Source organism: Pontixanthobacter aestiaquae, assembly GCF_009827455.1.
Classification (GTDB): domain Bacteria; phylum Pseudomonadota; class Alphaproteobacteria; order Sphingomonadales; family Sphingomonadaceae; genus Pontixanthobacter; species Pontixanthobacter aestiaquae.
This window is the reverse complement of record NZ_WTYZ01000001.1, coordinates 1229540-1256363: the sequence shown is the minus strand read 5'-3', so window position 1 is coordinate 1256363 and position 26824 is coordinate 1229540. Positions and strand designations below refer to the sequence as shown.

Here is a 26824-nt window from a genome sequence, read left to right as displayed (position 1 = left end):
CACTAAATTTCTGCACGTGCTAATGATCGCCGGCGGCCTATTTTCACTCTCGGCAATCTTTGCCTCAGATAAAATTATAAGCGCGTTGTCCCCAATTTCACATGCGTACAGTACAGCGAGGTTTGCGCGTGAAGTAAAGATATTCACCTCATTCCTTGGCTATATTGCAGCTTCCAACCTGCGGTACATTTTCAGCTTAATCTTAATTGGAATCGTCTTATTTTGCGCGAGTGATATTCTAATTTTTGGCAGAGCTCAGGTTTTCTTGGAGAATAGACTGTCAGTGGATCTCTATTTTGATACGATATTCACACTGAGAGCGTATGCTAGTTTGCTTTTATCGAGCATGGTGCTTTCGGCGTTGCTGTTTGCGCGCAGCTTCTTGCAGAATGACACGGAGAAGAGCTTACTGCTAGCGATAAAAAGCCGAGGGCGAATGATCGTCAGAACCTCTCTTCAAGGAATTATCGCGCTATCGGCATTGTTCACGATCTTTTTCGGCTATCAAATAGCATTTGATCACGAGCTAATATTTGGACTTTTGAGTGACAACCTTAAAGCGAATGCCGGCCTTGGCTGGAAAGATTTTCTCACGCTTTTCGTTGTCGTGAATTGCTGGATATCGGCTTTCTTTTTCTCGCTAACCTGCCTGTTAATCTCTGCAATCGCAATGTTTCCGCCTCTATCCGTCTTCTTGAGGACGATGTTCTCCGACGTGAATGAGTTTTTTTCCGATTTTCGGTCCTTGTTCTCATTCTTCGGTGGTGCAGGGGCGCTCGCCCTCAGTTCATTCGTGGCAAGTTTCTCTGTTACTCTGATTTCAATATATCTCGGCAGACTTATAAGCAGCGTTGCAAATGAGATCCCCACTCAGCTGTTCTTTGTCAACGCAATGTTCGATTTTTTCACCCTCGCCATTACCGTCTTCTTGTTTGGGCAAATCGCCCAAGACTTCATCTATCACCGCGGGAGAGATGCAAAGTTGAGGTCGCTTTTGTTCAGGCAAGACCGCGAAGCACTAACATGGTTTGCCTCCGTCATACCAGAAAGAGACTTGATTAGATTCTTCGGCACCAAAGACCTCAGTGAGGACTTTATCGTCGCGAGCAAAGGGATTGATGTCCTTCCTAGCAGATCTGATTACTTGTCACAGTTTGATTTGAGCAAGAAAAATGAGACCGAGCAAGGAGCGAAGCTCCGCGTCAGGAAGTTCGCGTTGAGTCGTATTATAGAAGCGTTATCATCCGATGATGCCAAGAGAGAATTTTTGGATCTTTACAAAAACAATTCGACAACAAAGATATTAACCATTTTTCTCATTGATCTATTTGCTGCATCAATTTTTGCGATCTTATCAGTAATACTCTCTTACATTGGTACAGATTTTGAAAAAGGGGTATCGGAGAGTATAGATATTTTCTTTGGCGGGATTCTATTTGGTGAATCATTCATTCTCAATGATGTATTTTGGATTTCTCATTCCACTTTCATACCTACAATTATTGCTTGGTCGATCTTTATTTTCTTGTTTGGCGCCAGCAAGATTATCGATCCAGTGATCGCACTCGTTCGACACTACTTTGTGGTGATATTTCACAAGAATGATGGCAGAGATGACATGCCAGATGAGGCAGTACTAATTTCTCTGAAACGCGAAGACTTGGGCAAGTTTGGCGTGACCATTTTCGCCGCGGTAGCGATTCTTCAGTCGATCATTGCTCTCTCAATCACAGAATAGGCGGCACTGGATCATATTGCGAGTCGAAGGAGAGACGTCGAGCGCCTTTCCGAACCGATCAGAACAGCAAAACGATCAACTCAAAACTTCTAACCTAAAAAATCAGTCGATCCGAAAAATGTGACGGGATCAGCTCGCGACGTCTATTGTCATGAGACTATCTGCAATTGGGTCGTTAACAGGACAATTGCTTTTCACTTCGCTTTCTTGGTTGAGATGGCACAGTCGATATCGTTGCTCTGCCGCACCTCACCTTACACCCTACAAAATCATGAACGCGACCTTACCTGTGTTAGATGTCGCTTTGGCCCATTCTTGTTGCCACTATGCTCATTGCAGCGTTTTTGCTGTACCGCTACTTTGCGCGCCTGCGGAATCGTAAAGCGCTTTTGGCGAAACCGCTTTCGCCTGAGCAGCGTGCAGTCGTCGAGAGGTTAGTGCCGCTGGTACGCAGACTGCCCCAGCCCTTGCGGATCGCGCTGGAGGGGAAGATCAACCTGTTCCTCGACCAGATCACGTTCAGGGGCCAGAATGGTCTTGAGGTTAGCGATGACATGCGGCTCTCCATTGCAGCGCAGGCCTGCCTCCTGATCGTCAACAGCCCCGTTTGGTACGATACGCTCAGGAATATACTGATTTACCCTTCGGCCTTCCTGACGCATCGCGGTACGCCTGACGGGCATTTCATTCACGAGAACAATCACGCGACTCTTGGCGAAAGCTGGGCGCGCGGGCCTGTCATCCTGTCGTGGGACCACGCCCTTCACGGCGGGCTCGACGCGGAGGACGGGCATAATGTGGTGATCCACGAATTTGCGCACCAGCTCGATGGTCTTTCGGGTCACACCGATGGCGTTCCCATATTGCGCAAAGGGCAGGCCTATGCGGGCTGGGAGAGCGCCATGCTGGATGCCTATCACGATCATGTGGAACGGCTGGAGCGCGGGGAACACACCCTGATCGACCCCTATGGCGCGACCAACCACGAAGAATTCTTCGCTGAATCGATTGTCACTTTCTTCGAACGACCGCAGGCGCTCCGGCGTGAAGAACCCGCTCTCTATGCCCAACTGGCCGAGCTGCTAGCGCTCAATCCTGCGGAATGGGCTTGAACGCCCCGGTGCATAGCATACGGACACCTGAGAGGATTGATTTTCCTACCCGGTCAAAACATGGCAAGGCTTGGATATGATTTGGTATGAGAAGTTGCAGAAAAGGCTCTGTGTTCCTGTCCGTCCGGCGTGCATGAATGCATGTAAAGTACTGATATATAAAGCTTCATTGACGCGATGCGAAGGTGACACGGTGTCACCTTTGTCCGCTTTTCAGAGCTCATCATGCCGTTAGTTCTTGCCACCCAAGCGCCCGGTGAGCCGGAGATTTTCGCCTCGGTGCAAGGGGAAGGGCCGAGCGCAGGTTCGCCCTGCACCTTTATACGCCTATCGCGCTGCAACCTTGCCTGCATCTGGTGTGACACAGCCTATACTTGGCATTTCGATGGAGATGACCGCACACACCGCGATGGCGAGACATTTGACCGCAAAGCGAACCAGATCACGCTGGATGTGGCTGAAGTTGCGGAACGGATCAATGCGCTGGGCCAGAACCGCCTGATCATCACTGGCGGCGAACCATTGATGCAGGCCGGACCGCTGGCGGAACTGCTCGAACTGCTGCCCGATATGACCGTGGAGGTGGAAACCAACGGCACGACTACTGCCCCGCCACGGCTCGATATCCGGATCGACCAATATAATGTCAGCCCGAAACTGGCGCATAGCGGCAATGCTGCTGAGCTTGCGCTGATACCCGAACGCCTGCGCAGTTATTCGCTCGACGAGCGGGCTTTTTTCAAATTCGTCGTGGCCAGCGAGAGTGATGTGGCCGAGGTCGCAGAACTGGTGCGCGCGCATGCGCTGCCGAAGAAGCGCGTGTTCCTGATGCCCGAAGGCACCGACAGCGAGACGTTGCGCGCACGCGAGAAGTGGCTCACACGCAGCTGCCTCGAACACGGTTTCAGGATGTCAGACCGTCTGCATATCCACCTGTTCGGCGACACGCGGGGGACCTGATGCGCAGGGCGCTCATGCTTGGCGGCGTAGCGTATATCATCGCGCTGCACATCATCGCGGTACTGGCATTTTTTGCGCCGCATCTGCTGCCCTATCAGGGCTGGCGGCTGGACCTGCCGCCAAGCGAGCCAACTGCCTATGTCACGCAGCGCCACCGGCATATTGTGTGGCAGGACAAGCACTCCGGCACAGGCGCCGTGGCTTTGCTGGGCGCCAGTCACTTTGAAGCCATGGACCCGTCTTTACTGGGCCGTCCAGTGCTGAAATATGCAGCGGGTGGCGACACCATTCGCAACACCGCCGAACGCGTGCTCGATTATCCCAATCTCGCCAATGCATCGGTGATTATCGTGTGGGTCGGGTTCAACGATACGGTGCACCGGGAACCGGAGGAAATTGTCGCCGATTTCCCGAAGCTGCTTGAACGATTGCCCGCCAATGTTCCGATCATCACGCTTGCGCAGGCACCTACGACCCGCGCGGATAAACAAGCCGATATTGCCGCGCTAAACGCTGGCTACCGCCCGCTATGCGAAGCGGATCTGCGCTGCCAGTTTCTGGATATTGTCCCGCTGCTCGCGGCTCCAGATGGCAGCTTGGCACCGCATTATGATCGCGGAGACGGCGTCCATCTTAATCGGGCGGGATATGTGGCGCTGGCTGAAGCGATCAAGCCGCTGCTGCCCGATCAGGAGAGTTAGACGCCTTGTGCACGCCAGCGTTGAACGGTGCGGTACACCGCCTCTTCCTCGCCGCCGCTGCCGGTCCACAATTCGACAAAGCTGGGATCTTCCGATGCCGGCCGTTTGACTTCCTCGAGATTGTCGAAGCTCACCCGGATCGGAATCGCGACACCCTCTCCGCAAATGATGCACTCGCGGTTGCGGAGCGCTGGAATGGAATCGAGGAAGCCGCGCGCACCTTCGGGCATTGCCGCCTTCACAAAGGCTTGGTCACGGTCGTTGTTGAGACGCATAGAGATAATCGTACCGCATTGCGACAAAACGCCCTCTGCCAAATCGGAAGGGCGCTGGGTAATCAGGCCGAGGGAAATTCCATACTTGCGCCCCTCTTTCGCAATCCGGCTGAGGATCGAACCGACCGACGAACCATCAGCATTGGCCTCGTTGGGAACGTAGCGGTGCGCCTCCTCACACACGAGCAGGATCGGGCGCGTTTTTTCATCGCGGCCCCAAATCGCAAAGTCGAACACAAGCCGGCTGAGAACCGCAACCACGGTCGACGTAATATCCGAAGGAACGCCCGAGACATCGATGATCGAGATCGGCTTACCTTCACCGGGCATCCGGAACACCTTGCCGATAAATTCGGCCATCGTGTCACCGACCAACATTCCGGAGAACATGAACTGATATCGCGGATCAGCCTTCAATTCTTCGAGCTTGTTCTTGATCCGCATAAACGGCGCAGAGGAGGTGGCCTTGTCCAGCTTGCCCATTTCGTTCTGGAGCTCGTTGGAAAGGTCCGACAACAGATACGGTATTGGCGAATCTACGGTAATCTTGCCGAGGTTTTCAGCAAGACGGTTTTTGGAGCGGGCTCTGAGAAGGCAACGCGCCAGAATGTCCATATCGACTTGGCGTTCATTGCCATTCGATGTCAGCAGGACTTCGCAATGCTCTTCGAAATTGAGCAGCCAATAGGGCATGTTGAGATTGGTCACATCGAGGATTTGACCATTGGTTTTGAACGCTGCCGAATACTCGCCGTGCGGATCGATCATCACAATATGGCCGTCGGGCGCGGCCTCGCAAATGCGGTGCAAGATCAGCGCCGCGCTGGTCGATTTACCGGTACCGGTCGATCCGAGCAGCGCGAAGTGCTTGCCCAGCATTGCGTCGATATACAGGCCGGCGCGGATGTCTTTGGTGGGATACACAGTACCGATCTGGATATTGGCGCGGCCATCGCTGGCATAAATCTGTTTAAGGTCGGCAGTCGTCGCAGGATAGATCATCGCACCTGGCACGGGATAGCGCGTAACACCGCGGCGGAACGCATGAATGCGGCCGGTTAGTCTTTCTTCCTGGCCTTCACCGAGGAAGTCGATGTTGGCAAGCACACCGCCGCCGGCGCGGCGATCCTGTTTTTGGTTGCGGACATTGGCCAACAGCCAGCTATTGCCGACGCGGATTTTAATTTGGCTTCCCACTTGCCCGGCCAGCGCAATTGATGGGTCGTCATCGGCCATGCATTGGTTGAGCCGTTCGAGATCGAGCGCAATCTGCGAACCGGAACCAGCAATTTCGAGCACAACGCCGATGGGCATGCTGGCATTGTCGGTCGGCGCTTCGGCGGGTGCCTTTTGCGGCGCTGCCCCCGCAGGAGACGGTGCGCTCTGTGACGCTTGTGGAGCGGGCATGGGCCGAGATGCTGGCGCTGCGACAGGTTTGCTTTGCTCAACCCGAGCCGGGCCGTCTTGTGGCCGTCCAAAATTCTGATTTGCCATATCGCCCATGTCAGCGCCCGTTTCCTGATTTTTGTTAGGAAAGCGCTAGCCCGAAACAGGTTAATTTCGCGTCAACTTTGCCGATTGCGCAGCGATCTGTGGCCTAGATCAGGGCAAACAGGCGGCCTGCCATCCAACCCATGAAAACGGAGAATGCAATTGCGAGAAGCCCGTACAAAAAGGACCAATCCTGCGAAAACTCTTCCACCAATCGTTCGAACCCCACTTTCTTCACTTCAACTTCGGAAATTGCCGATGCGATGACTCGGCCATTGGCAATGGCAAATGTTTCTGCGGTGTAGGTTCCAATCTGCACATTCGACGGGAGAGAAATACGCGCCTGATAAAGCACCTGCTCGCTGATCGTCACGCCTCCGCTACCTTCCTTGTAGAGACCTTGCCGCTGCCTTAGATCGACCAATCCGGCTGTGAAGCGCGCCTGTTCCTCCGGCTCGATAGTCCCGCTGGGTGATAGCTGGATGAAATCAAGACCAAGCTCGTAAATTGCCGCCGTACGCTCATCGACGATATCCGGGATTGGCGATGAGGACGAAACGGCAAAAAAAGACGGCGCAGAACGGAACGCGGTGCTGTCCGCATTCATCCAAATACCCGCAATCCGTTCTTTCTCCCGCAGTTGGATCGGCTGTGTCGGTCCTTTCAGGACCACAACGATATGATAGTCTTCCCCGGCCCTCGTCCCACCGGGATCGAGGATCGCTCCAAACAGCAACAGCTCGGTTCCCGTAAAACCCTGTCGTACCTGTACTTCGTGTTGCGAAACTTCGGGCACCAGAATAGGATCGCGCTGCGCCGAAAGAGCGAAGAGGCACATGATGATGAACAGTATCCGCCTCATAGCGCAGTCACCGAGTAGATTTCTGGCGGATCGTAAGTCAGACCGAGAAACATCCTCAGCGCCACCGCCAATACGATGGCGGCCAATACCAAGCGGAGCCATTCGGGTTTGACCTTTTGCGCAATCTGCGTGCCCATCTGTGCTCCTGTGACTGATCCGATCAGCAGAAATGCGGCCAGAACGATATCAACCGCCTGGGTGGTCAGCGCATGCATCATCGTAGTCGCCATAGTGACGAACAGGATGTTGAACAGCGAAGTACCAACCACAACGCCCGCGCTCATCCCGAGTATGTACAGCATGGCCGGAACCATGATGAAGCCGCCGCCAACGCCCATGAGCATCGTTAGAATACCGACAAAAACACCAAGGATCAGCGGCGCAAGCGGAGAGATATAGAGGCCCGAGCGATAGAACCGCCACCGTAGAGGCAAAGCGGTTACAAACGGATGGTGCCTGCGCTTCGGTGCCTTCCTCACAGCTTTGACTGCGGATGGGCGAATGGCCTGATACGCCTCCTTTGCCATCAGTGAGCCGATCGTGCCCAGCATCACAACGTAAAGAACGTTAATTACCACATCGATCTGGCCAACCGATTCCAGAAAGCGAAACAGTAAAGCGCCAATCCCGGCCCCGAACACCCCACCGACGACTGTCACGCCGCCCAGCTTGTAATCGACTCCCTTGTTCTTGTTATGCGCCAGAACCCCGGAAACGCTTGCCCCGGTCACCTGCGTCGATGCCGATGCCGCGGCTACTGTAGGCGGCACGCCGTAGAAAATGAGCAGCGGCGTGGTGAGGAACCCGCCACCAACGCCAAACAGGCCAGACAATACGCCGGTCAGCAGTCCCAAGCCGACAATTACCAGCCCGTTCACCGAAAGGTTCGCAATGGGAAGGTAAAGGTCCATAGGCTCGCTCTACCCGACGCGCGCAGCGGATTAAAGGCGAGACGCGCTAGAAACCGGTCGAAAGTGTGATTGCAAGCCCGGACTGTGGCACAGCATCACCAGCCACGCGGTGGCGGTAGTCCATCGAAACCCGCGCTGGGGCATCTCCGATTGTGATATCGACGCTTGCGGTTGGGCCGACGTCCAGTCTTGATGCGCCTTTCTATGCGCCGCCCCATGTACCCGCGCCGATGCGGAGTTTAGCCAAGTCGAAATCGGCAAGCTCACGGTCCAGCTTGACATGACCATCAACAAACGACGTGGCGAATTCGCCGCCGACGTACCCTGCCTGACCATAGGTTGAGACCTGCGTGCCGAGCGGAGTCTTCAGTGGCGGAATTTCGGTCACCACAAAGGCGGCTGGACGAATTTCGGTCCGGTCTGTGGTTCGACTGGCCCGTATCTCCGCATGAACCGAGATTGGCAGCTTTGGCAGCATAAGCGCCGACAGACCGAACGCCAGATCGGTTTCTTTACCACCAGACAATGCATTCGTTGCCCGGGCATAGGCGTTGGGGCTGTGCCTGCTGTTTGGAGCAAACCGATACCGCAAAACTGCGCCAGCCTGGCTCCCGCCAAAGGATGCGGGCAAGGGTCCAGCCGTCGGTCCTTGTGCCCCGCTCGGACGCCAAAACAACCACGCATCCAACGACCAATGATTGACGGTAGATTCGCCAATCGTCTGGGAAGGCGCCATCGGTATAGCCGTGCGCGGAGTGACATGTGTGTTTAACAGTTCTGCAACGGGTTCGGGAACTGGCACATGAGCAAGCGCTGTCATCCATAAGGCTTGGTGCGAAGCGAGCGTAATTGGCTGTCCGTAGTTGCGGGCAGTCTCTGCTGTCGGGAGCGAAACGATCAAAGCTTCGCGCTTTGAAATCGTTCGAGCGTATGAAATGGTCCCAAGCTTATCAGCCAGAGCCGGATTTGACGCATCCGCTTCCCTAGCAGGTATGGTCGCCACGGATTCAGCAAAGACCGCCGGTAGTTGCACTGTTGGCAGAATCCCTGGGAATGGCGATTGCCACATCACCGTCCGCCCACCTGCCCAAAGCAGAATGATTGCGGTAAATACTACAATCGGCTGCCCTCGGCGGCGGTTCTTCTGAGCGTTTCCAGAACCAGTCATACAGGTTTGCTTTTCTGATGCATCATCGCTGGATGCGCCGAATGCTCGGTTTTGTCCCAGCGCGGCAATTGGCCAGCCAATGTTCCCAGATATGCAGAGAAGGCTCTGCGCCCGGCCATAATGGCTATGATATTGGCCACCGGAATGCGCAGCACTGCCCTTGCTCCCTCCCGCCAATCATATTCACGGGCGGTAAAGGCAAATCGCCAAATTGCGCGCCATAAGAAGCTGCCGAGATTACACAGCAAAATAATCTTCAGTGCCGGAGATAGCGCAAGCGTTGTCCCATATCCGAGTTCGCTTAGCAGCCAACCAATCGTTGACAGGACCAACAACAGATAGGCCGCCGCTAGAACGAGAGCGAGTAACGGACCCCGCCGATCACGCAGCCGCATCCACAGCTCTACCGGACGCGCTGACCATCCCAGCGTGTCCCATCCTTGAAAAGCGATCCCGTGGACCCAGCGTGTCTTCTGACGGACCGCTTGATCGAGTTTTGCCGGGAAACAGGCGCGCGTGGCCACTAAGCGGCCATCATGATGACGGATCCGGATGAAGCGCGCCCGCGCACCTAGCTCTGCCGCGCCTATGCCCAGCTCGTAGTCCTCAGTCAGACACTCAGATGCGAAAGGCTGGCCGCTGGGCTTGGTCTCTGCCAATTGCTCCAGCATGCCGCGCGCAATGGCACACCCGACACCGGCAAGCGGCATACCTGCCCGCAATGCATCGCGCACCACCATGGCTTTGCCATGTGCCTCGGCAAACTCTTCCTGATAATGTCCGGATATCCAGCGCGAACGCGCCACCGCGATCGGGAGCACCGGCAATTGCACAAGTTCCGCTTCGTCCATTGCCTGATCTATGATCATCAACGCTGCGGGATCGACCATATCCTCAGCATCATGCAGGATAACCATCTGCGCATTGTCACCGCTGCGCGCTTCATCATCGCATAAAGCATCGTATAGCCGGTTCAGGCAATCTGCCTTGGTGCTCGGCCCGTCTTCGTCATGAATGACCAGTCTGACCCGCGGATCGCCTCCGGCAACGCTGGTAACAGCTTCCATCGTTTGGGGATCGTTGCGGTAGCAGCCTACATAGATCCGCAATCGAGATTGAGACCAGACCGACAGAGCATGCGCGATTGTTGTTCCGACCACTGCCGACTCTTGCCAAGCGGGAATAAACACCGCCGCGATCCCGTTCAATTCGGGCGTAAGGTCAGCGTGCTCAGACAGACGGGGCGTGGAAATCTGACGCGTCAGCCGCAACCAAAGCCACGCAAAGTCGATACCCATTTCGTCAATTGCACCGATGAGGAAAAACACGCCTGCAAACAGCAGCAGTTCGTGTTGGACCAGCACCAGCCATTCCCAAGCGCTGTATTCTAGCAATCCCCCGACCCCTACAAAAGTGAGGTCCCCATCACAAAACAGCGTATCGGACGCAGGCAGCGCTTGCAACGGACAATACATTGGCAATATGGGGCACTATCCATGGCCAATAACAGATTACCTCTTCGCTCCGTCTTTGCTCCTGTGCGCGCGCTGTTTGTTGGCGATGCCTCGGCAGGCGTACTTCTTATTCTGGTCGCGGCGGCTGCGATGCTAGCTGCGAACTCCGATTTGGCGGGCGAGTATAACGCGCTGTTCAACGGCAAATTGGCATGGACGCCAATCGAAAAGCTCAACACGCTGCATTATTGGATCAACGATGGTCTGATGGCGATCTTCTTCTTCGTCGTCGGGCTGGAAGTGAAACGGGAAATCATCTGCGGGCAGCTCGCCACGCCTGAACAGCGCCGACTGCCAATGCTTGCAGCAGTTGCAGGCATGCTCGTTCCTGCAGGTATCTATATTTTCATAGCTGGCGGCGATCCGCAGCTGACACGCGGTTGGGCAATCCCGGCTGCAACTGACATTGCCTTTGCGATGGGTGTTCTGGGTCTGCTCGGCAACCGCGTTCCCGCTTCCCTGAGGCTGTTCCTGCTCACGGTGGCGATCGTCGATGATATCGGCGCGGTGATGGTGATCGCAGTGTTCTACACCGCCAATATCAAGCTAATGTGGGTCGTCGCATCGCTGGTCGTTCTCGGCGTGATGATGCTGATGAACAGACTGCACGTGAGCCGGATCTTGCCCTATATTCTCGTCGCGCTGGTGCTGTGGTTCTGTGTCCTCAATTCCGGTGTGCATGCGACAATCGCTGGCGTGGTCGCGGCACTGACCATTCCGATGCACCGCAAAGATGGCAACAGCTTGCTCGAAAAGCTGGAGCACGGGCTGGCTCCGTGGAGCGCCTATGCGATTGTTCCGATTTTCGGCTTCGCCAATGCAGGCGTCAATCTCAGCGGGATTGGCATGGAGGGTATTCTCGCCCCGCTCCCGCTGGCTGTCGCTGCCGGTTTGGTTGTTGGCAAGCAGGTCGGTATCTTCACCACGATCTTCGTTGCCGCTAAGATTGGCTTTGCGAAACCACCAAAGGGCGCAAGTTGGGCAGAGATATGGGGCGTATCGATCCTGTGCGGAATCGGCTTCACCATGTCGCTGTTTATCGGCGAGCTTGCGTTCCCGAACTACAGAATGCTGATTGACGAAGCGAAGATCGGTATTCTGGCTGGCTCGGTAATATCTGCGGTCATGGGCTACGTCATCCTGCGGATGACGACGACTCATCCCAATGACCGGTCAGCCGAACCCGACCCGGTCTGACAGAGCTTACCAGTTGCCGGTGTTCTCCATGCTCGCCCAAGGTTCTTGCGGCGGCAAATTGCCCTCCTGAAGCAGCTCGATGGAAATACCATCGGGTGAGCGGACGAAAGCCATATGTCCGTCGCGCGGTGGGCGGTTGATCGTCACCCCTGCATCCATCAGCCGCTGGCAAGTCTCATAAATATTTTCGACGCGGTAGGCGAGGTGGCCAAAATTGCGACCACCATCATATTGCTCGGGCACGCTGCCTTCGTCCGCAGGCCAATTATAAGTCAGTTCGACCTCGGCGACGCCCTCTTGCCCGGGAGCAGCGAGAAAGATCAGCGTGAAACGCCCTGTCTCGACATCGAAGCGGCGCACTTCCTCCAGTCCAATCAGCTTGAAAAAGTCGACGGTTGCATCCGGATCGGAGACTCGGATCATGCTGTGCAGATATTTGGTCATCGTATTACAAACTCCATTCGCCGCTATTCAAGCACAGTTCATCGACAGTTTGGCAGGTGAGCCGCATAACTAAAACTCTCTGCCGAAAGGCCCAATGGGAAGGACTGTCATGACCGATACTAGCGAACAAGTACACGAAGCTACCTCTTTCTGGGGCGAACAGACGACGCGCCGTTGGCTGATCAGCTCTGCGATAGTCTCGATCGGACTGATCGCTGGCGGTTTTCTGCTGGGTGACGGCTTGGTCCGCGCCAAAGATGCTGATCGCTCGGTAACCGTGCGCGGCCTGGACGAGCGGGAAGTACTGGCCGACCTCGCAACTTGGACCATCTCATATTCTGCTACTGCGGGCGATCTTCAGGCCGCCCAATCGGCGGTCGATACCGACAGCCAATCGATCAAAGCATTCTTCAAGGATATCGGCTTTCCGGAGGACGCGTTGCAGCCAACAGGTGTCAATGTGTCTTATTATTCGGATCGCGGCGTCGGGCGCTATACCGTTCGTCAACGGATGACGCTGCGCACAAAGGACATTGAACGCGCGCAGGATGCAGTGAAACGCCAAGTTGAATTGGTCAGGCGCGGCGTCGTGCTGGAGGACGGCTCCGGAATGTCTTACACTTTCACCGGATTGGATGAAATCAAGCCGGAAATGGTGGCCGAAGCGACCAAAGACGCGCGCGCAGCTGCGGAACAATTCGCGAAAGATAGCGGCGCCGATGTCGGATCGATCCGCAAAGCCACGCAAGGCTACTTCTCAATCAATGCGCGCGATGGCGAGTCGGGCGGCTGGGGCGTTAGCGACACGCCTTATAAGAAGGTTCGTGTGGTCACGACGGTCGATTTCTCCCTCGACTAGGCCAGAATCACATAGAAAGAGCCCGCGCCTCCCCCCTTGCAAGCGCGGGCTCTAACTTACTCAGCCGTAGCGGCTTCGGCAGATCCTTAGAAGCTGGCGCTGAGTGTGAAGACTACCGCGTCATCGACAAAGTCATATGCGCCTACTGGGATGTCTCCCTCAGCCCCAGTATATGCAATCCCGAGCGACAATGGTGTGCCAGGAACCGCCGCTTCGGCACCAATCGACCAGTCAAACGCCTTGCTATCATTGGTGAATGTCAGGAAGCCGTCCGTGTAACCAACGTGGCCGGTCAGCGAGACGGGCGTGCCCGGAAGGCCAACACCCAGATCGGCGTAGACATAGGTATTGTCGGTTCCGCCGAGCGAGTCCTGCTTCGGCGCATAGGCAACGCCGACAGTCGCTTCAGCTGGACCGAATCCGAAACCGACCGAGCCGTAAAATTCGGTGTAGTCGAAATCGCCCGGACCAGCGTCTGGGTAAATGTACTGAATAGCGCCGACATCGATCGAAACACCTTCGGTGACATCACCGCTCCAGCCGCCATAGATGTCGAGCTCGGTGCTGCCGAAACCAACAGTGGTCTCGTCAAGCGATGAAGCCCAAGTACCGATGTAAAAACCCGATTCGTGTGCAACATCGACACCGCCTTGGATGGCGAGCTCGCCACCAGACAGATCGACGCCGCGGAAACGGTATTCGCTCGTCATGGCGACATTGGCCGTAACTTCGATTGGGCCGGATTCTTCTTCCTCATCCTGCGCGAGGGCAGGAGCGGCAGAAAGTGCAGCAAACGCTGCAAGAGTTGCGGCGGTAAGACCGCGAATGGACGTAAGCATAGCCAAATTCCTTGGTTGGTGAACAGTGCTACGTCCCACCTGCAATTTACCGGCCGCCTCTTTTTGATGTGCGATCTCGTGTAAATCTGAAACAAACTTGCCGTGAAATGCTGCGCCGCACAAGAGAATTAAACTGAGTCCGGACAAAGCGGGTATTTGTGTGGACTTTTTGCATCAGATCGGCCGCCGGTAGAGGAAATTACACCGATTGCGGCCTGCCCTTTCTATCCCTATGTCCCGCAACACTATTCGAGACGCTTACACCACCGCCCTAAGGCCCGATGTTAAAACCGATCCTCAAAATCTTTAACGGCAAGGCCAAAAAGAAGCGCGCCCGCGTGCCCGATGGTGAACGACTCTATGTCATTGGCGACATTCATGGCCGCCTAGACCTGTTCGAGGCTTTGGTGCGTGCGATAGAGGAGGATGACAAGCAATCTGGCGCAGCCAATACAACCATCATCCTGCTTGGCGATCTAGTTGATCGCGGCCCGCAAAGCGCTGGCGTCATTCAATTGGCGCAGCTCTGGGAAGAATATCGCGATATCCGTTACCTTTTCGGTAATCACGAAGAGATGTTCCTCGATTCATTCGATGATCTGGAAGTCATGCGCCATTTCCTGAAGCATGGCGGCCGCGAAACAATCTTGAGCTACGGCGTGAGCGAAAAGGAGTTCAACAATTCTTCGACCGAAGAGCTGCAGAAGCTAATAAAGAAGAAGGTCCCCAAGAGCGATCGCAAGTTCCTCAAGCGGTTTGAAGATATGATCATCATTGGCGACTATGTGTTCGTCCATGCAGGGATCAATCCAAACCGCTCACTCGATGAGCAGAAGCCGCGGGAATTGCGCTGGATTCGGGACAAATTCCTCGATCATAAGGATCGGCATTCACACATCGTGGTCCACGGGCACACTATCACTGAAGAGATTGAAGAACGGAAGAACCGCATCGGTATCGATACCGGTGCCTACAAATTTGGCACATTGACCGCGCTGGTCCTAGAAGGCGACACAAGGCGCTATATGCAGGCGGTCGCAAAGAAGAAAAAAGGCGGCGCCAAGATCGTCCATTTGCAAGCGCAGGATGAAGGCCGAACATGAAGGATAAACAGCCATGAAAATCGCAATGGTCGGATCGGGCTATGTCGGCCTCGTCTCGGGCGCATGTTTCGCCGATTTCGGGCATGACGTGGTCTGCATCGACAAGGATCAGACGAAGATCGACCGCCTGCACGAAGGCGTGATGCCCATTTACGAGCCGGGTCTAGCCGAACTCGTTGGCGCAAATGTCAAAGCGGGCCGACTGTCTTTCACCACCGATCTGGCCGAAGGGATTGATGGCGCTTCAGCGATTTTCATTGCGGTCGGCACGCCGAGCCGCCGGGGCGATGGCCATGCCGATCTCTCCTTCGTCTATGCCGTTGCGGAGGAAGTCGGCGCAAACCTGGCAAATGATGCGGTTGTTGTGACCAAATCCACTGTGCCTGTAGGGACTGGAGACGAAGTCGAGCGGATCCTCGGCGACAGCGGCACATCGCATCAGGTCGCAGTCGTCTCCAATCCGGAGTTCCTGCGAGAAGGCGCGGCTATTGGCGATTTTAAACGCCCCGACCGGATAGTGATCGGTGCCGAAAGCGAGTTTGGCCGCGAGATTATGCGCGAAGTCTATCGCCCGCTCTTCCTTAACGAATCGCCGATCCTGTTCACTAGCCGCCGCAGCGCCGAGCTAATCAAATACGCCGCCAATGCATTCCTCGCGACCAAAATCACTTTCATCAATGAAATGGCTGATCTGTGCGAGAAAGTGGGTGCAAACGTGCAGGATGTCAGCCGCGGAATCGGCAGCGATGGGCGGATTGGGCCGAAATTCCTCAACGCTGGCCCGGGCTATGGCGGATCATGCTTCCCCAAAGATACGCTGGCGCTTCTCAAAACCGCAGAGGATTACGAAAGCCCCGTTCGCATCGTCGAAGCTGTGGTCAAAACCAATGAGACACGCAAACGCGCCATGGGCCGCAAGGTCGTTGATGCGCTGGGCGGTCCGGATGAAGCTCGCGGCAAGAGTGTCGCGCTGCTTGGCCTGACATTCAAACCGAATACAGACGATATGCGCGACAGCCCCGCGATTGCCATTGCCCAGACACTGCATGATGCAGGCGTGAGCGTAGCTGCCTATGATCCGGAAGGGATGGAAGTGGCGGCCCCGCTAATGCCTGAAGTCGCAATGAAGGAGAGCCCCTATGCCGCTATCGAAGGTGCGGATGCGATTGCCATTGTGACCGAATGGGACGCTTTCCGTGCACTCGACCTTGGCCGTGTAAAAGAACTCGCCAACGCACCAGTCCTGATTGACCTGCGCAATATCTATCAGCCGGATGATGTTCGCGCAGCGGGCTTTGAATATTCCAGTATCGGCCGGGCTTAGAACCCTAGCCAGTGCTGGCGGTCAGAGCGGCCGCTTAACTTTCTAAGACAGCTAAACGCGACCATCAGCGTCGATAGGCCGGTTGCAACGGCAATAGCGAAATGCTCCTGGCCGCCTTTGAAGTAGATCGCCAGCATTGCCCACAAAATCACCACCGAGTACCAAGGGTTGCCGCGCGCTCCTGTCGCTGCCGCCGAGCCGATCAGGCCGGCCACGAGAACTATTGCAGCTGCGAGCATCGGGTAGGAACTACCTGCACCGACACCGTGATATTTAAGCGCAGCCGTGATGTTCACGGTCGATGCGACAGTCAACCACGCCGCCAACGCACTAAAGGTCAGCGCGGTGATCCATCGTTCGCCTTTCGTGAACGGCTTTTCCCAAGCCACCAGAGCCCGCAATGTTGCAAGCAGGCAGACCAAGGAGAACAAGATAATGAGCGCCGAAATGAAAGTCAGATTGTAAAACTGGGTGTAGGTCGCCCACAATCCATTCGCTGCCGTTGCACCCGCAGTATACCAACCGATGCTGGCCACCAATGGATTGTCACGCTGGCCTGGCAGCGCTTGCCACACCGCGTAAATAGCGCAACCTAGGAACAGCGGCCCCCAAATCGCAAATGCCCATCCAGAGGGAACCACAAGCGTTCTGATTGCATCGGAACGTTGACCGATTGGCTCGCCCAAGCCGAAATTAGGCAGGAAGGTAGCTCCAATCTGCCAAATGACGGCAAGGACAATGGCGAGAATCTGGAGGGTGCTTCGCGTAGTTGGTGCTGATGTTTGCATAGGGTCGGAACCGACTGCAAAGGCGTCGGTTCCGCGAAATTAGGATCCGATAAGGAAATCAGCGAAGTCCGGCGCCTGCATCTCCTCGGCAAAACGGCTGAACTGCCACGGATACGAGGCTACCCTACCCTGCTTGTCGAAGTACCAGCTGTCACAGCCCGATACCCAGATTGTGCCATTCATCGCCTCACGCAGTTCAGCATTATAGGCCTCAGTCACAGCCGCTTTCGGCTCAACGGTGACACCCGAACTCGCGTGCTCGATCAGCGATACGACATATTTTGCCTGAAGCTCGGCTGTCATCAGGTAGGAGAAATTGCCTATCGGACTGTTTGGCCCGCCGATCATAAACCAGTTGGGAAAACCCGGAACTGCAACCGAACGGTAGGCATAGTTCCCGTCGGCCCATTCGTCCGCCAGCACGCGGCCATCGCGCCCGGCAATATGCATCGGATGGCAGAGACTGTGGGCATGAAACCCGGTGGCGTAGATCAGGTAGTCGAGTTCGTGCAGTGTGCCGTCCTCCATCCGCACGCCTTGGGGTTCAATCTTGCTGATTGCTCCTGTCTCCAGCGTCGCGTTTGGCCGCTGGATTGCCGCGTAGAACCCGTCCGACAGCACCAGCCGCTTGCAGCCGACTTTATAATCGGGCGTCAGTTTTGCGCGCAGGTCCGGATCAGCAATGCTGGCGCGCAAATTCTCTTCGCACGCTTCAACCATATGGTCATAAGCTTCGGGATTGTGGCCGGACACCGCATCGCCAAAAACTTCGTTAAACCGGCTGGCGAGGTAGTGATAATAACCGTCCATCTTGGCCGGATCATCGCGGTATTCCTTCCGTTTTTCCTCGGCAATCGGATGGTTGGGCAGCGGCATAATCCACTGTGCTGTGCGCTGGAATAGCGTCAGCGTTCCGGCAATCTCCGCCAGTGCACACGTCAATTGTGTACCGGTCGAACCACTGCCGATGATACCAACCCGCTTGCCGGTCAGGTCGACGCTGTCATCCCAGCGGGCTGAATGGCAGGAACCGCCCGCAAAGCTATCGAGCCCTTCGATATCCGGCATTTTAGGATGGTGCAGCGCACCGCTTGCAGAGATGACCGCATCGAAGCGCCCTTGCGGTCCTTTGCTGGTGGTCACGTCCCAACCACCATCGGCGAATTTCGCTTCAATCACTTCATGGCCGAATGCGATTTTCGGGAACGTGCCGATTTGCTTGGCCACATCGCGCATATAGCCTTGGATTTCAGCACCGGGAGAGCAGCGCCGTGTCCATTCGGCGTTAGGCGCAAAGGTGAAGCGATAGAGATGCGAGGGAACATCACAGGCCACGCCGGGATAGCGATTATCACGCCACGTCCCGCCTAGATCGTCACTCTTCTCAAACAGCGTGAAGTCGGTGATGCTTGCCTGTTTTAAGTAGTAGGCCGCAGCGATCCCCGAAGCGCCAGATCCTATGATCGCGACACGCATCAGCCTGATTTCTCATACAGCAGCTTTGCAACCCAAACCGCCGCGATCGCACCGGCAAACTGCGCAGCGACAAAGCCCGCCACATCAACCGGAGCAATCCCGGCAAAAGTGTTGCTGAGGCTGCGCGCGACCGTGATCGCAGGATTGGCAAAGCTGGTCGATGAAGTGAACCAATAAGCAGCACTGATATAGAGGCCCACAGAGGCGGGCACCCACGCAACGTTCACTCTGATCGTCCCCAGAATGGTCAGAACCAATCCGAATGTCGCAATAAACTCGCCCAGCCATTGCCCCGTGCCGGTGCGCGGCTTGAGCGAATATTGAATCAGCGGCTGGTCGAACATCACATGAGCCGCCCACACGCCGATGATCCCGGCGACCAATTGGACTAAGACAAACAGGAGCGCTTCCTTGGTCGCAATCTCTCCGCGTATCCGGAACGCCAGCGTCACCGCCGGATTGAAATGCGCGCCCGATATTGGCCCCAGCATGGCGATCAGCACCGACAAGATCGCGCCGGTTGCCAACGTGTTACCAAGCAGAGCAATCGCGACATTTCCGCCAGCAAGCGTCTCGGCCATAATGCCTGAGCCGATTACACAGGCGAAAAGGAAGAAGCTGCCAATCGCTTCCGCCAACAGTCTTCGACTCATTGTCTTTCCCTTCACAACTCAATTGCCGATGACAGAGTTGGCCGGAGTAGGAAAGTACCAGGGAGCCTGTAAGCCGGGTTCTGTCTTGCGGGTGGTTTCCCGAAGGACCCGATCCGCAAGGGCAGCCATTCCTCTAGGCTACGGATTGCTTCGCAGCTCAAGCAGCCAACCCGGGCGGTCGATGCGAAACGCATCTGCTGATTACTCAGCGCGCCGCCCCTATTTGGCCTTGCTCCGGGTGGGGTTTACCATGCCGTTTCCGTTGCCGGTCACGCGGTGCGCTCTTACCGCACCCTTTCACCCTTACCTCTAAGAGAGGCGGTTTGCTCTCTGTGGCACTGTCCCTTGACCTCGCCATCTTGCGATATTGAAGCCCGGCGGGCGTTACCCGCCACCCTTGTTTCGTGGAGCCCGGACTTTCCTCGGTATCCTAAGATAACGCGGCTGCCCGGCCCCCTGGCAGCTCGCTATCTAGCGGCTCCGCGGTCGCGATCAAGCAGCAACTGGAACAGGATCGCACAGATTTCTCCGTCCACTTGCCCATCCATCTTGTGCGGGCGCCAGCGGCGTTGGAATGCTTCGACCGCTTTGGTGCTGTCAGTAATGTCATAGCCATAGCGTTCCAGCGCGAGAAAGAAGGCCCCGTCATTGTCGAACGGATTGCCCAGCTGGATCTTTGGAACAGCGGTTGCGAGTCCGTAATCCGCCAGCCGGTCCCATGGGAAAAGTTCGCCCGGATCGGTCTTGCGCGCGGGGGCAACATCGGAATGGCCTACGACATTGGCTTTGGCGATATCGTATGTCTGCACAATCCGGTGAAGCAGCGGGACTAAAGCCTCAATCTGCGCATCTTCGAACGGGCGATAGCCTAAGCCATGTCCCGGATGATCGAGTTCGATCCCGATACTGGCCGAGTTAACATCTTTGGTCCCGCGCCAGAACGACGCACCGGCATGCCAAGCGCGCTTTTCCTCGGGTACGAGCAGCGTCACTTCGCCTTCTTCCGAAATCAGATAATGCGCGCTCACGCTCGCTTCCGGATCGCAGAGCCGCTCCAACGCGGTCTCTACCGGCTTCATCTCGGTATAATGCAACACGACCATCGAAATCGGCAATTTTCGCTCATTACAATTGGGCGATAACCGCGTGTGATGAACGAGCTCGTCTGCCATATTATCTTACCCAATAAGACCCTCTGGCTGGGGCAGCACTGCGCCCAGAACCAGCGCATCATCGCCCAGCTGATATTGCAAACCGCCGCCCGCTTTCTTGGCCAGCTGTGCAATCATATAGGCCGGCGCTGTACGGCTACTCAGTTCGTCGGCAGGTAAATCGCCTTGCAGCGCGTGCCCGATGGACTCGTCAAACGCGATCTTGTCGCCAGCGGCGCGAACAACGATTTCTGTATTCCCGCCGGTCATTTCCGCACCAATATCCAAAGTGCCGCCGCGAATAAGTGCGTCGAGAGCGATATGCGCGAGGTTCAGCAACACCTTCACCGCGTCCTTGGGAAGCTTCGCAGCGTCCATCGCCCAATTGGCTTCAACGCGCTTGGCATCGCCGATCAGCGCATCAATCACGGCCTTCGGTTCAGCCACCTCCACCATTTCGCCAAAGCCACCAGCCGCGCCAAATGCCAAGCGGAAAAATTTGAGTTTATCAGTGCTGGCCTTTGCGCTTTGTTCGAGCAAATCCATGCATTGCTTACGCATCGCCGGATCATGCTCGTCGGCGAGCAATTCCAAACCATTGCTCATCGCGCCCACAGGGCTAAGCAAGTCATGGCACAGCCGCGAGCAGAGCAATGCGGCAAGATCGGGAGACGGATTATCAGTCATTTACGGTTGCAAATCCTACAGGATGGAACACATGGAACACTGTCTTAGGGCAAATTTACCATAGCGCCACCCGCTGCGTCGAAACGAGTATTTTTCGCGAATAGCAGATGCCGCTCATGACGGTGATATTAGTCTTCTACGACCTCGTAGGAAAGCGGTTTGAAGCCCACGGGACCATCGCGCCAGAAGCGGATTTTGTCGCACCCTATTATCGCCCAGACCTTATCATCGCCCGCGGCTGAGGCCTGATCGGTTTTGGAAGGTTCTGGCAGTCCCTTGGGGTGAGAATGATAGTAGCCGATGACGTTCGGGCCGCCCTCGCGTTCGATCTTGTAGGCCGCGATGAGGGTAGCGGGGTCAATCTCGAAATGGGTTTCGGGTGTGGGATGGACGTTTGTGGCGGGTTGAATTTGGGCGATTTCACCGGCTGCGCCCAAGAGGATACCGCAGCATTCGTTTGGGTGCGTTTTGTTGGCCTCATTTCGAAGCGCCTCGATAAGATCACTTGAGATGTTCAACGTCATCGACCATCGCTTTAGCATGAGCGAGAGTGAAGTCATTACCGGAACCGTCGCCACATCCGGCCGCTTAGACAAAGCGCTAGCCGAAGCATCCGGCCTGTCGCGAGAGCGGGTCAAAGCGCTGATGGCCGAAGGCGCGGTTACAGTGGACGGTAGCCCCGCCATCAATCCTTCCGCCAAGGCTCAGTCAGGCAGCACGTTCATCATCACCGTTCCGCCTGCTGCCGAGGCAGAAGCGCAACCCCAGGACATCCCGCTAGAGATCGCGTTCGAGGATGAGCATCTGATCGTCGTCAACAAACCTGCGGGCATGGTCGTGCACCCAGCCGCAGGAAATCCTGACGGAACACTGGTCAATGCTTTGCTCCACCATTGTAAAGGGCAGTTATCCGGGATCGGCGGAGTTGCCCGCCCCGGCATCGTGCACCGGATTGATAAGGATACTTCTGGTTTGCTGGTTGTAGCAAAATCTACTGCTGCGCATGAGGGGCTGGCCGCCCAGTTAGCAGACCATTCGATCAAACGCCGCTATCATGCGGTGTGCGGCGGGCATCCCAACCCCGCCAGCGGAACGATCAAAGCACGCATTGGCCGGTCGGGTCAGAACCGCAAAAAAATGGCAGTTCTGCCCGACACATCATCACGCGGAAAACATGCAGTCACGCATTTCAAAACCATCGAAAAGCTCAATCATTGCAGCCTGATAGAGTGCAGGTTGGAAACGGGGCGGACACACCAGATACGGGTTCACCTTGGGTCAATCGGTCATGCGCTATTAGGGGATCCAACATATGGACGAACTCCAGCGAAATTGAGAGCGATTCTGAAGGAACTGGGCTTTGCCAGGCAGGCGCTGCACGCGGCGTCTTTGGGCTTCGACCACCCGATAACGGGCGAATTTGTCGAGTTTCAGACCGAAATTCCGGCCGATATGCGGGAACTTATCGACGAAACCGCACGTTCTGATCGATGAATAGCACTGCAAATCGTGCAAAGTGCGTCTATATGTAACCAAGCGGCCCGAAATAACGGATGCTCTTAGAGGTCCGGAAAACAGAGGCTGGCGAAGAAAGGTTAGGGAAATGAGTAACGTAACGACCAAAGTCCCGGCATTAGGCGGCGAGCAAAGCCTCAATCGCTATCTGTCGGAAATCAAGAAATTCCCCGTATTGACCGCCGAGCAGGAATATATGCTCGCCAAGCGTTATGCGGAACATGAAGATCCCGAAGCAGCCGCACAATTGGTGACCAGTCACCTTCGCCTTGTCGCGAAAATCGCGATGGGTTACCGCGGCTACGGCCTCCCTGTTTCTGACCTCATTTCAGAGGGCAATGTCGGGTTGATGCAGGGCGTCAAGAAATTCGAACCCGAGCGCGGCTTCCGCCTTGCTACCTACGCAATGTGGTGGATCAAGGCGAGCATGCAGGAATTTATTCTGCGCAGCTGGTCGCTCGTGAAAATGGGTACCACTGCGGCTCAGAAAAAGCTGTTCTTCAACCTTCGCCGGATGAAGAAAGAGCTTGAGGCCTACGAAGATAGCGACCTGCATCCCGATGACGTGACCAAGATCGCAACCGATCTCGGCGTGCCGGAGCAGGAAGTCATCAACATGAACCGCCGGATGATGATGGGCGGCGACGGCTCGCTCAACACCAAAATGCGCGGTGACGAGGAAGATGGCGGCCAGTGGCAAGATTGGCTGGTGGACGACTCGCCTCTGCAGGACGAAACTGTGGCTGACGCTGAAGAAGCGGAAGTCCGGCACGAAATGCTCGGCGAAGCGATGGAAAGTCTGAATGACCGCGAGAAGCACATTCTGACCGAACGCCGCCTGACCGAAAACCCGCAAACGCTCGAGGAGCTATCGCAGGTTTACGAAGTCAGCCGCGAACGCATCCGCCAGATTGAAGTGCGGGCGTTCGAAAAACTGCAGAAAGCGATGAAGACCATTGCTGGTGAGCGGTTTATGCCGACGGCAGCGTAACGCCAGAAAACCGGCGCAATCACCAAGCCCCCGCCAACAGCAATGTTGGCGGGGTTTTTGTTTATCGGCCGAGCATTGCACGCTATGCTTGTTGTAAATGACCCGCCTTTTCAAAATCCTCGTAAAGATCATACTGTGGTTCATAGGCCTCAGCCTTGCCTTTGTGCTGCTGTTTAAATTTGTGCCGCCGCCAGTCACCGCGACGATGGTGATGAATGGCGACGGGATTACCAAGGATTGGGAATCGCTTTCCAATATCGATCGCAATCTGGTCAGTGCCGTGATTGCTGGTGAGGACAGCAAGTTTTGCAGCCATAACGGTTTCGACCGCGAAGCTATCGAGAAAGCAATCAAGCGTAATGCACAGGGCGGGCGTATCCGCGGCGGCTCCACAATCAGCCAGCAAACCGCCAAGAATGTCTTCCTGTGGCAAGGCGGCGGTTATGTCCGCAAAGGGTTTGAAGCGTGGTTTACTTTCCTGATCGAGAATATCTGGGGCAAGCGGCGCATCATGGAGGTCTATCTCAACGTCGCCGAGACAGGGATTGGAACCTACGGTGCGGAGGCGGGCGCACAGCGTTACTTCGGTCACTCCGCCGCGCGTCTGACCAAGAGCGAGGCAGCGCGCATGGCCGCAGCCCTGCCCTTGCCGCAAAAGCGCTCTGTCACCAACCCGACCGGCTTCACGCGCAAATATGGTAACACCATCGCTGCGCGGATTGATGTGGTAAGGCGTGACGCGCTCGATGCCTGCGTCTATGACTGACGACAATGGGCGCCCGAGACTTACATAACCATACACATCATATCGAACACGGGCACGACCATGGGCACGGCCACGGACATGCGGGCCATTCGCACGTGCCCGCCGACTTCGGCCGCGCCTTTGCCATCGGGATCGTCCTCAACACAGCCTTTGTCATTGTCGAGGCGACCTACGGTTTCCTGTCCGGTTCAATGGCACTGGTTGCCGACGCCGGGCATAATCTATCGGATGTGCTGGCGCTGCTTGTGGCTTGGGGTGCGAGCATCGCAGCGAAGCGCGCGCCGACCACACGCTTCACTTACGGCTATAAGAGCTCCACGATCCTTGCCGCGCTGGCCAATGCCGCATTGCTGCTGATTGCCATTGGGGCGATTTTCTACGAGACATTGCACCGGATGACCGATCCGCAACCGATCGAGGGAATGACGGTTGTGATCGTTGCCAGCATCGGCATCGCGATCAACGCCTTCACCGCGCTGCTGTTTATGAAAGGCAGCAAAGACGATCTGAATATTCGCGGCGCCTATCTGCACATGGCCGCCGATGCGCTGGTGTCTGCGGGCGTTGTGCTGGCCGGTCTGGCGATAATCTGGACGGGAGCGCTGTGGATCGATCCGGCGGTAAGCCTAATCATCGTCGCGGTGATCGCTTGGGGCACATGGGGCCTATTGAAAGACAGTGTAAAGATGGGCCTGCTCGGCGTGCCCGAGGGTATTTCCGAGGCCGACGTCCGCACATATCTCTCGGGCCTTGCTGGCGTAAATGAAGTGCACGAGCTACATATCTGGCCGATGAGCACGACTGAGACCGCCCTGACCGCGCATCTGGTGATGCCTGCGGGTCATCCCGGTGATGTTTTTCTTCACGATATTGCGCGCCAGTTGAACCATCACCACCAGATCAATCACGCGACCATCCAGATCGAACAGTCGCGCGAATGTGCCCAGCACGGCTCCGCCTGTTTTGGAGCTGATGCAACGTGAACGCCGCCGACGCCGCCCGCGAAGAACTCAACGCTGCGATGAAGCGTCTTGCGGATGGTGACCGTTCGGCATTGGAATTTATCTATCAGGCAACTTCGGCGAAACTATTTGGCATCTGTCTCCGTATCTTGGGGGAGCGAAATGAAGCCGAGGACGCATTGCAGGATGTCTATATAAATCTGTGGCGTAGCGCAGACCGCTATGATCCCGACCGCGCCAGTCCGATTAGCTGGCTGGCGATCTTGGCGCGCAACCGCGCGATAGACCGCTTGCGGACGGGCAAGGTTCAGCGCGGCGCTGTGCCGGTTGATGAAGCGATGGAAATCACGGACAATGCTCCGCTCGCCGATGCCATGCTAGAAACCGAGCAACGCGATGCGAAGATCCACCATTGCTTGGGTGAACTCGAACAACGACAGCAGGATGCAATCCGCACCGCCTTCTTCAACGGCGCGACCTATGCGCAACTGGCCGAAGCCCGCGATGTTCCGCTAGGAACGATGAAAAGCTGGGTCCGCCGAGGCCTCGCCAAATTGAAAAGGTGTCTCGAAATATGAGCGCTCCAAAACTGACAGAGAGGGAACGTCTTGCCGCCGAGTACGCATTGCGCCTGCTCGAAGGTGAGGAGTTGCTACAGGCACGCGGACTGATGGCGAGCGATCCGGCGTTTGCTGCTGAAGTCGCTGTGTGGGAAGAGAAACTCAGCCATTTGCAGGCTGCACAACCCGATCTGGTACCCGGTCCGGAACTTTGGGCGCGGATCGAAACCGAAATCGCAGGCAGGCCGGTTGCGGGCAACGATAATGTCGTCTCGCTTCAGAAGCGCGTGCGAAACTGGCAATTTGCCAGCATGTTCTCCGCCGCTGCCGCGATTGCTCTCGCCTTCTTTGCATTCCCGGCCATTCTGGGAACCGGCGAAGAACCGGCGCAGCCTGACGCGCCGCTGATGGCCAATATTCCAATCGCCGACACACCGTTAAGGCTGGCCGTTACATACTTGCCCGAGCGCGAAGAGATTCTGGTTTCTGCGAGCGGCCTTACGGCGGACGGCGTGCACGATCATGAATTGTGGCTGGTGGCAGATGATGGCGCAAAAACGCTTGGCGTAGTGGTCCCGGGCGCAGAACGCCGTGTCGCCGTTGATCCTGCACTGGCATCGCTCATTTCCGACGGCTCGCAGATGGTTCTGACGCGCGAACCATTGGGCGGCGCGCCGAAGGGCGGAGAGGCTGGACCCGTGGTCGCACAGGGGGAATTCACCCAAATATAATTTGCATCCGCTGACCCGCGGGCTGCGTATCTCCATCACAAGCAGG

General features: G+C 56.1%; 27 protein-coding genes and 1 other RNA gene. 14 read left to right on the top strand and 14 right to left on the bottom strand.

The window, feature by feature from the left end:
• The first annotated feature begins 22 nt into the window (after positions 1 to 22).
• From GRI35_RS05880 to GRI35_RS05865, 4 genes are all read left to right on the top strand, one after another.
• Entirely contained in the window at positions 23 to 1738 is a 1716-nt protein-coding gene (locus tag GRI35_RS05880; RefSeq protein WP_160613299.1) for a hypothetical protein, read from the top strand.
• A 296-nt stretch (positions 1739 to 2034) separates the two neighbouring features.
• Entirely contained in the window at positions 2035 to 2850 is an 816-nt protein-coding gene (locus GRI35_RS05875; protein WP_160613298.1) for a M90 family metallopeptidase, read from the top strand.
• Positions 2851 to 3075: 225 nt separating this feature from the next.
• Positions 3076 to 3810 carry a 7-carboxy-7-deazaguanine synthase QueE gene (locus GRI35_RS05870; protein WP_160613297.1) on the top strand — a complete coding sequence of 245 codons (735 nt, stop codon included), beginning with the start codon at positions 3076 to 3078 and terminating at the stop codon, positions 3808 to 3810.
• Positions 3810 to 4511, top strand: coding sequence for a GDSL-type esterase/lipase family protein (locus tag GRI35_RS05865; RefSeq protein ID WP_160613296.1), 702 nt, complete (start codon positions 3810 to 3812; stop codon positions 4509 to 4511). The genes GRI35_RS05870 and GRI35_RS05865 overlap by 1 nt, the downstream gene beginning before the upstream one ends.
• Here the strand turns inward: GRI35_RS05865 and GRI35_RS05860 are convergent.
• The 5 genes from GRI35_RS05860 to GRI35_RS05840 form a co-directional block, all read right to left on the bottom strand.
• Positions 4508 to 6193 (bottom strand): ATP-binding protein, encoded by a 1686-nt coding sequence (locus GRI35_RS05860; RefSeq protein WP_160613295.1) that lies wholly within the window; start codon positions 6191 to 6193, stop codon positions 4508 to 4510. The two genes, GRI35_RS05865 and GRI35_RS05860, sit on opposite strands and share 4 nt — an antisense overlap.
• Before the next feature lie 190 nt (positions 6194 to 6383).
• Positions 6384 to 7139, bottom strand: coding sequence for a TIGR02186 family protein (locus GRI35_RS05855; RefSeq protein ID WP_160613294.1), 756 nt, complete (start codon positions 7137 to 7139; stop codon positions 6384 to 6386).
• A complete protein-coding gene (locus tag GRI35_RS05850; protein WP_160613293.1) occupies positions 7136 to 8050 on the bottom strand; it encodes a sulfite exporter TauE/SafE family protein in 915 nt (304 codons plus the stop codon). The genes GRI35_RS05855 and GRI35_RS05850 overlap by 4 nt, the downstream gene beginning before the upstream one ends.
• A gap of 202 nt (positions 8051 to 8252) precedes the next feature.
• Positions 8253 to 8951: a hypothetical protein gene (locus tag GRI35_RS05845; protein WP_160613292.1), complete on the bottom strand. Its 699-nt coding sequence runs from the start codon at positions 8949 to 8951 to the stop codon at positions 8253 to 8255.
• Between the two features lie 263 nt (positions 8952 to 9214).
• Positions 9215 to 10612, bottom strand: coding sequence for a glycosyl transferase family protein (locus GRI35_RS05840; protein WP_235900143.1), 1398 nt, complete (start codon positions 10610 to 10612; stop codon positions 9215 to 9217).
• 102 nt (positions 10613 to 10714) lie between these two features.
• Between GRI35_RS05840 and nhaA the strand changes: the two genes are divergently transcribed.
• Complete coding sequence (gene nhaA / locus GRI35_RS05835) at positions 10715 to 11929, top strand: Na+/H+ antiporter NhaA (RefSeq protein WP_160613290.1); 1215 nt, start codon at positions 10715 to 10717, stop codon at positions 11927 to 11929.
• A 6-nt stretch (positions 11930 to 11935) separates the two neighbouring features.
• Here the strand turns inward: nhaA and GRI35_RS05830 are convergent, their stop codons facing one another.
• Positions 11936 to 12373 carry a VOC family protein gene (locus GRI35_RS05830; RefSeq protein WP_160613289.1) on the bottom strand — a complete coding sequence of 146 codons (438 nt, stop codon included), beginning with the start codon at positions 12371 to 12373 and terminating at the stop codon, positions 11936 to 11938.
• A gap of 109 nt (positions 12374 to 12482) precedes the next feature.
• Here GRI35_RS05830 and GRI35_RS05825 point away from each other — a divergent pair, with 109 nt between their 5' ends.
• On the top strand, positions 12483 to 13232 hold the full coding sequence (locus tag GRI35_RS05825) for an SIMPL domain-containing protein (RefSeq protein WP_160613288.1): 750 nt from the start codon (positions 12483 to 12485) through the stop codon (positions 13230 to 13232).
• Positions 13233 to 13318: 86 nt separating this feature from the next.
• Here the strand turns inward: GRI35_RS05825 and GRI35_RS05820 are convergent, their stop codons facing one another.
• Complete coding sequence (locus tag GRI35_RS05820; RefSeq protein ID WP_160613287.1) at positions 13319 to 14071, bottom strand: TorF family putative porin; 753 nt, start codon at positions 14069 to 14071, stop codon at positions 13319 to 13321.
• A gap of 281 nt (positions 14072 to 14352) precedes the next feature.
• Here GRI35_RS05820 and GRI35_RS05815 point away from each other — a divergent pair, with 281 nt between their 5' ends.
• Both GRI35_RS05815 and GRI35_RS05810 read left to right on the top strand, forming a co-directional pair.
• Complete coding sequence (locus GRI35_RS05815) at positions 14353 to 15174, top strand: metallophosphoesterase (RefSeq protein ID WP_160613286.1); 822 nt, start codon at positions 14353 to 14355, stop codon at positions 15172 to 15174.
• Positions 15175 to 15187: 13 nt separating this feature from the next.
• Positions 15188 to 16498, top strand: a complete 1311-nt coding sequence (locus GRI35_RS05810) for a UDP-glucose dehydrogenase family protein (protein WP_160613285.1) — start codon at positions 15188 to 15190, stop codon at positions 16496 to 16498.
• On the opposite strand, the gene GRI35_RS05805 is transcribed toward GRI35_RS05810, so the two are convergent.
• The 7 genes from GRI35_RS05805 to GRI35_RS05775 form a co-directional block, all read right to left on the bottom strand.
• Entirely contained in the window at positions 16495 to 17286 is a 792-nt protein-coding gene (locus GRI35_RS05805; protein ID WP_160613284.1) for a hypothetical protein, read from the bottom strand. The genes GRI35_RS05810 and GRI35_RS05805 overlap by 4 nt on opposite strands.
• Positions 17287 to 17325: 39 nt before the next feature.
• Positions 17326 to 18762, bottom strand: a complete 1437-nt coding sequence (locus GRI35_RS05800) for a flavin-containing monooxygenase (RefSeq protein ID WP_160613283.1) — start codon at positions 18760 to 18762, stop codon at positions 17326 to 17328.
• The gene (locus tag GRI35_RS05795; RefSeq protein WP_160613282.1) at positions 18762 to 19415 is read right to left on the bottom strand and encodes an aquaporin; all 654 of its coding nucleotides are present in this window, start codon (positions 19413 to 19415) and stop codon (positions 18762 to 18764) included. The genes GRI35_RS05800 and GRI35_RS05795 overlap by 1 nt, the downstream gene beginning before the upstream one ends.
• Positions 19416 to 19468: 53 nt before the next feature.
• An RNA gene (gene rnpB, locus GRI35_RS05790) (RNase P RNA component class A) lies at positions 19469 to 19875 on the bottom strand.
• 7 nt (positions 19876 to 19882) lie between these two features.
• Positions 19883 to 20587, bottom strand: coding sequence for an N-acetylmuramoyl-L-alanine amidase (locus GRI35_RS05785; protein ID WP_160613281.1), 705 nt, complete (start codon positions 20585 to 20587; stop codon positions 19883 to 19885).
• Positions 20588 to 20593: 6 nt separating this feature from the next.
• Positions 20594 to 21253, bottom strand: coding sequence for a histidine phosphotransferase family protein (locus tag GRI35_RS05780; RefSeq protein ID WP_160613280.1), 660 nt, complete (start codon positions 21251 to 21253; stop codon positions 20594 to 20596).
• 128 nt (positions 21254 to 21381) lie between these two features.
• The gene (locus tag GRI35_RS05775) at positions 21382 to 21777 is read right to left on the bottom strand and encodes a Mov34/MPN/PAD-1 family protein (RefSeq protein ID WP_160613279.1); all 396 of its coding nucleotides are present in this window, start codon (positions 21775 to 21777) and stop codon (positions 21382 to 21384) included.
• A gap of 16 nt (positions 21778 to 21793) precedes the next feature.
• On the opposite strand from GRI35_RS05775, the gene GRI35_RS05770 reads away from it, so the two are divergent.
• The 6 genes from GRI35_RS05770 to GRI35_RS05745 all read left to right on the top strand — a co-directional run bounded on the left by GRI35_RS05770 (position 21794) and on the right by GRI35_RS05745 (position 26778).
• On the top strand, positions 21794 to 22747 hold the full coding sequence (locus GRI35_RS05770; protein WP_160613278.1) for an RluA family pseudouridine synthase: 954 nt from the start codon (positions 21794 to 21796) through the stop codon (positions 22745 to 22747).
• A gap of 109 nt (positions 22748 to 22856) precedes the next feature.
• The gene (gene rpoH, locus GRI35_RS05765) at positions 22857 to 23759 is read left to right on the top strand and encodes an RNA polymerase sigma factor RpoH (RefSeq protein ID WP_160613277.1); all 903 of its coding nucleotides are present in this window, start codon (positions 22857 to 22859) and stop codon (positions 23757 to 23759) included.
• A 97-nt stretch (positions 23760 to 23856) separates the two neighbouring features.
• Positions 23857 to 24525 carry a monofunctional biosynthetic peptidoglycan transglycosylase gene (gene mtgA, locus GRI35_RS05760; protein ID WP_160613276.1) on the top strand — a complete coding sequence of 223 codons (669 nt, stop codon included), beginning with the start codon at positions 23857 to 23859 and terminating at the stop codon, positions 24523 to 24525.
• Positions 24526 to 24530: 5 nt separating this feature from the next.
• Positions 24531 to 25508: a cation diffusion facilitator family transporter gene (locus GRI35_RS05755; RefSeq protein ID WP_160613275.1), complete on the top strand. Its 978-nt coding sequence runs from the start codon at positions 24531 to 24533 to the stop codon at positions 25506 to 25508.
• Positions 25509 to 25546: 38 nt separating this feature from the next.
• The gene (locus tag GRI35_RS05750; protein WP_160614778.1) at positions 25547 to 26065 is read left to right on the top strand and encodes a sigma-70 family RNA polymerase sigma factor; all 519 of its coding nucleotides are present in this window, start codon (positions 25547 to 25549) and stop codon (positions 26063 to 26065) included.
• Positions 26062 to 26778 carry an anti-sigma factor gene (locus GRI35_RS05745; protein WP_160613274.1) on the top strand — a complete coding sequence of 239 codons (717 nt, stop codon included), beginning with the start codon at positions 26062 to 26064 and terminating at the stop codon, positions 26776 to 26778. Before GRI35_RS05750 ends, GRI35_RS05745 begins: the two co-directional genes overlap by 4 nt.
• Positions 26779 to 26824: the final 46 nt, after the last annotated feature.

Coding starts and splice junctions, on each gene's coding strand:
- GRI35_RS05880 (WP_160613299.1), top strand. CDS start 23: ATGATCGCCGGCGGCCTATTTTCACTCTCGGCAATCTTTGCCTCAGAT.
- GRI35_RS05875 (WP_160613298.1), top strand. CDS start 2,035: ATGTCGCTTTGGCCCATTCTTGTTGCCACTATGCTCATTGCAGCGTTT.
- GRI35_RS05870 (WP_160613297.1), top strand. CDS start 3,076: ATGCCGTTAGTTCTTGCCACCCAAGCGCCCGGTGAGCCGGAGATTTTC.
- GRI35_RS05865 (WP_160613296.1), top strand. CDS start 3,810: ATGCGCAGGGCGCTCATGCTTGGCGGCGTAGCGTATATCATCGCGCTG.
- GRI35_RS05860 (WP_160613295.1), bottom strand. CDS start 6,193: ATGCCCGCTCCACAAGCGTCACAGAGCGCACCGTCTCCTGCGGGGGCA.
- GRI35_RS05855 (WP_160613294.1), bottom strand. CDS start 7,139: ATGAGGCGGATACTGTTCATCATCATGTGCCTCTTCGCTCTTTCGGCG.
- GRI35_RS05850 (WP_160613293.1), bottom strand. CDS start 8,050: ATGGACCTTTACCTTCCCATTGCGAACCTTTCGGTGAACGGGCTGGTA.
- nhaA (WP_160613290.1), top strand. CDS start 10,715: ATGGCCAATAACAGATTACCTCTTCGCTCCGTCTTTGCTCCTGTGCGC.
- GRI35_RS05830 (WP_160613289.1), bottom strand. CDS start 12,373: ATGACCAAATATCTGCACAGCATGATCCGAGTCTCCGATCCGGATGCA.
- GRI35_RS05825 (WP_160613288.1), top strand. CDS start 12,483: ATGACCGATACTAGCGAACAAGTACACGAAGCTACCTCTTTCTGGGGC.
- GRI35_RS05820 (WP_160613287.1), bottom strand. CDS start 14,071: ATGCTTACGTCCATTCGCGGTCTTACCGCCGCAACTCTTGCAGCGTTT.
- GRI35_RS05815 (WP_160613286.1), top strand. CDS start 14,353: ATGTTAAAACCGATCCTCAAAATCTTTAACGGCAAGGCCAAAAAGAAG.
- GRI35_RS05810 (WP_160613285.1), top strand. CDS start 15,188: ATGAAAATCGCAATGGTCGGATCGGGCTATGTCGGCCTCGTCTCGGGC.
- GRI35_RS05805 (WP_160613284.1), bottom strand. CDS start 17,286: ATGCAAACATCAGCACCAACTACGCGAAGCACCCTCCAGATTCTCGCC.
- GRI35_RS05800 (WP_160613283.1), bottom strand. CDS start 18,762: ATGCGTGTCGCGATCATAGGATCTGGCGCTTCGGGGATCGCTGCGGCC.
- GRI35_RS05795 (WP_160613282.1), bottom strand. CDS start 19,415: ATGAGTCGAAGACTGTTGGCGGAAGCGATTGGCAGCTTCTTCCTTTTC.
- GRI35_RS05785 (WP_160613281.1), bottom strand. CDS start 20,587: ATGGCAGACGAGCTCGTTCATCACACGCGGTTATCGCCCAATTGTAAT.
- GRI35_RS05780 (WP_160613280.1), bottom strand. CDS start 21,253: ATGACTGATAATCCGTCTCCCGATCTTGCCGCATTGCTCTGCTCGCGG.
- GRI35_RS05775 (WP_160613279.1), bottom strand. CDS start 21,777: ATGACGTTGAACATCTCAAGTGATCTTATCGAGGCGCTTCGAAATGAG.
- GRI35_RS05770 (WP_160613278.1), top strand. CDS start 21,794: ATGAGCGAGAGTGAAGTCATTACCGGAACCGTCGCCACATCCGGCCGC.
- rpoH (WP_160613277.1), top strand. CDS start 22,857: ATGAGTAACGTAACGACCAAAGTCCCGGCATTAGGCGGCGAGCAAAGC.
- mtgA (WP_160613276.1), top strand. CDS start 23,857: ATGACCCGCCTTTTCAAAATCCTCGTAAAGATCATACTGTGGTTCATA.
- GRI35_RS05755 (WP_160613275.1), top strand. CDS start 24,531: ATGGGCGCCCGAGACTTACATAACCATACACATCATATCGAACACGGG.
- GRI35_RS05750 (WP_160614778.1), top strand. CDS start 25,547: ATGAAGCGTCTTGCGGATGGTGACCGTTCGGCATTGGAATTTATCTAT.
- GRI35_RS05745 (WP_160613274.1), top strand. CDS start 26,062: ATGAGCGCTCCAAAACTGACAGAGAGGGAACGTCTTGCCGCCGAGTAC.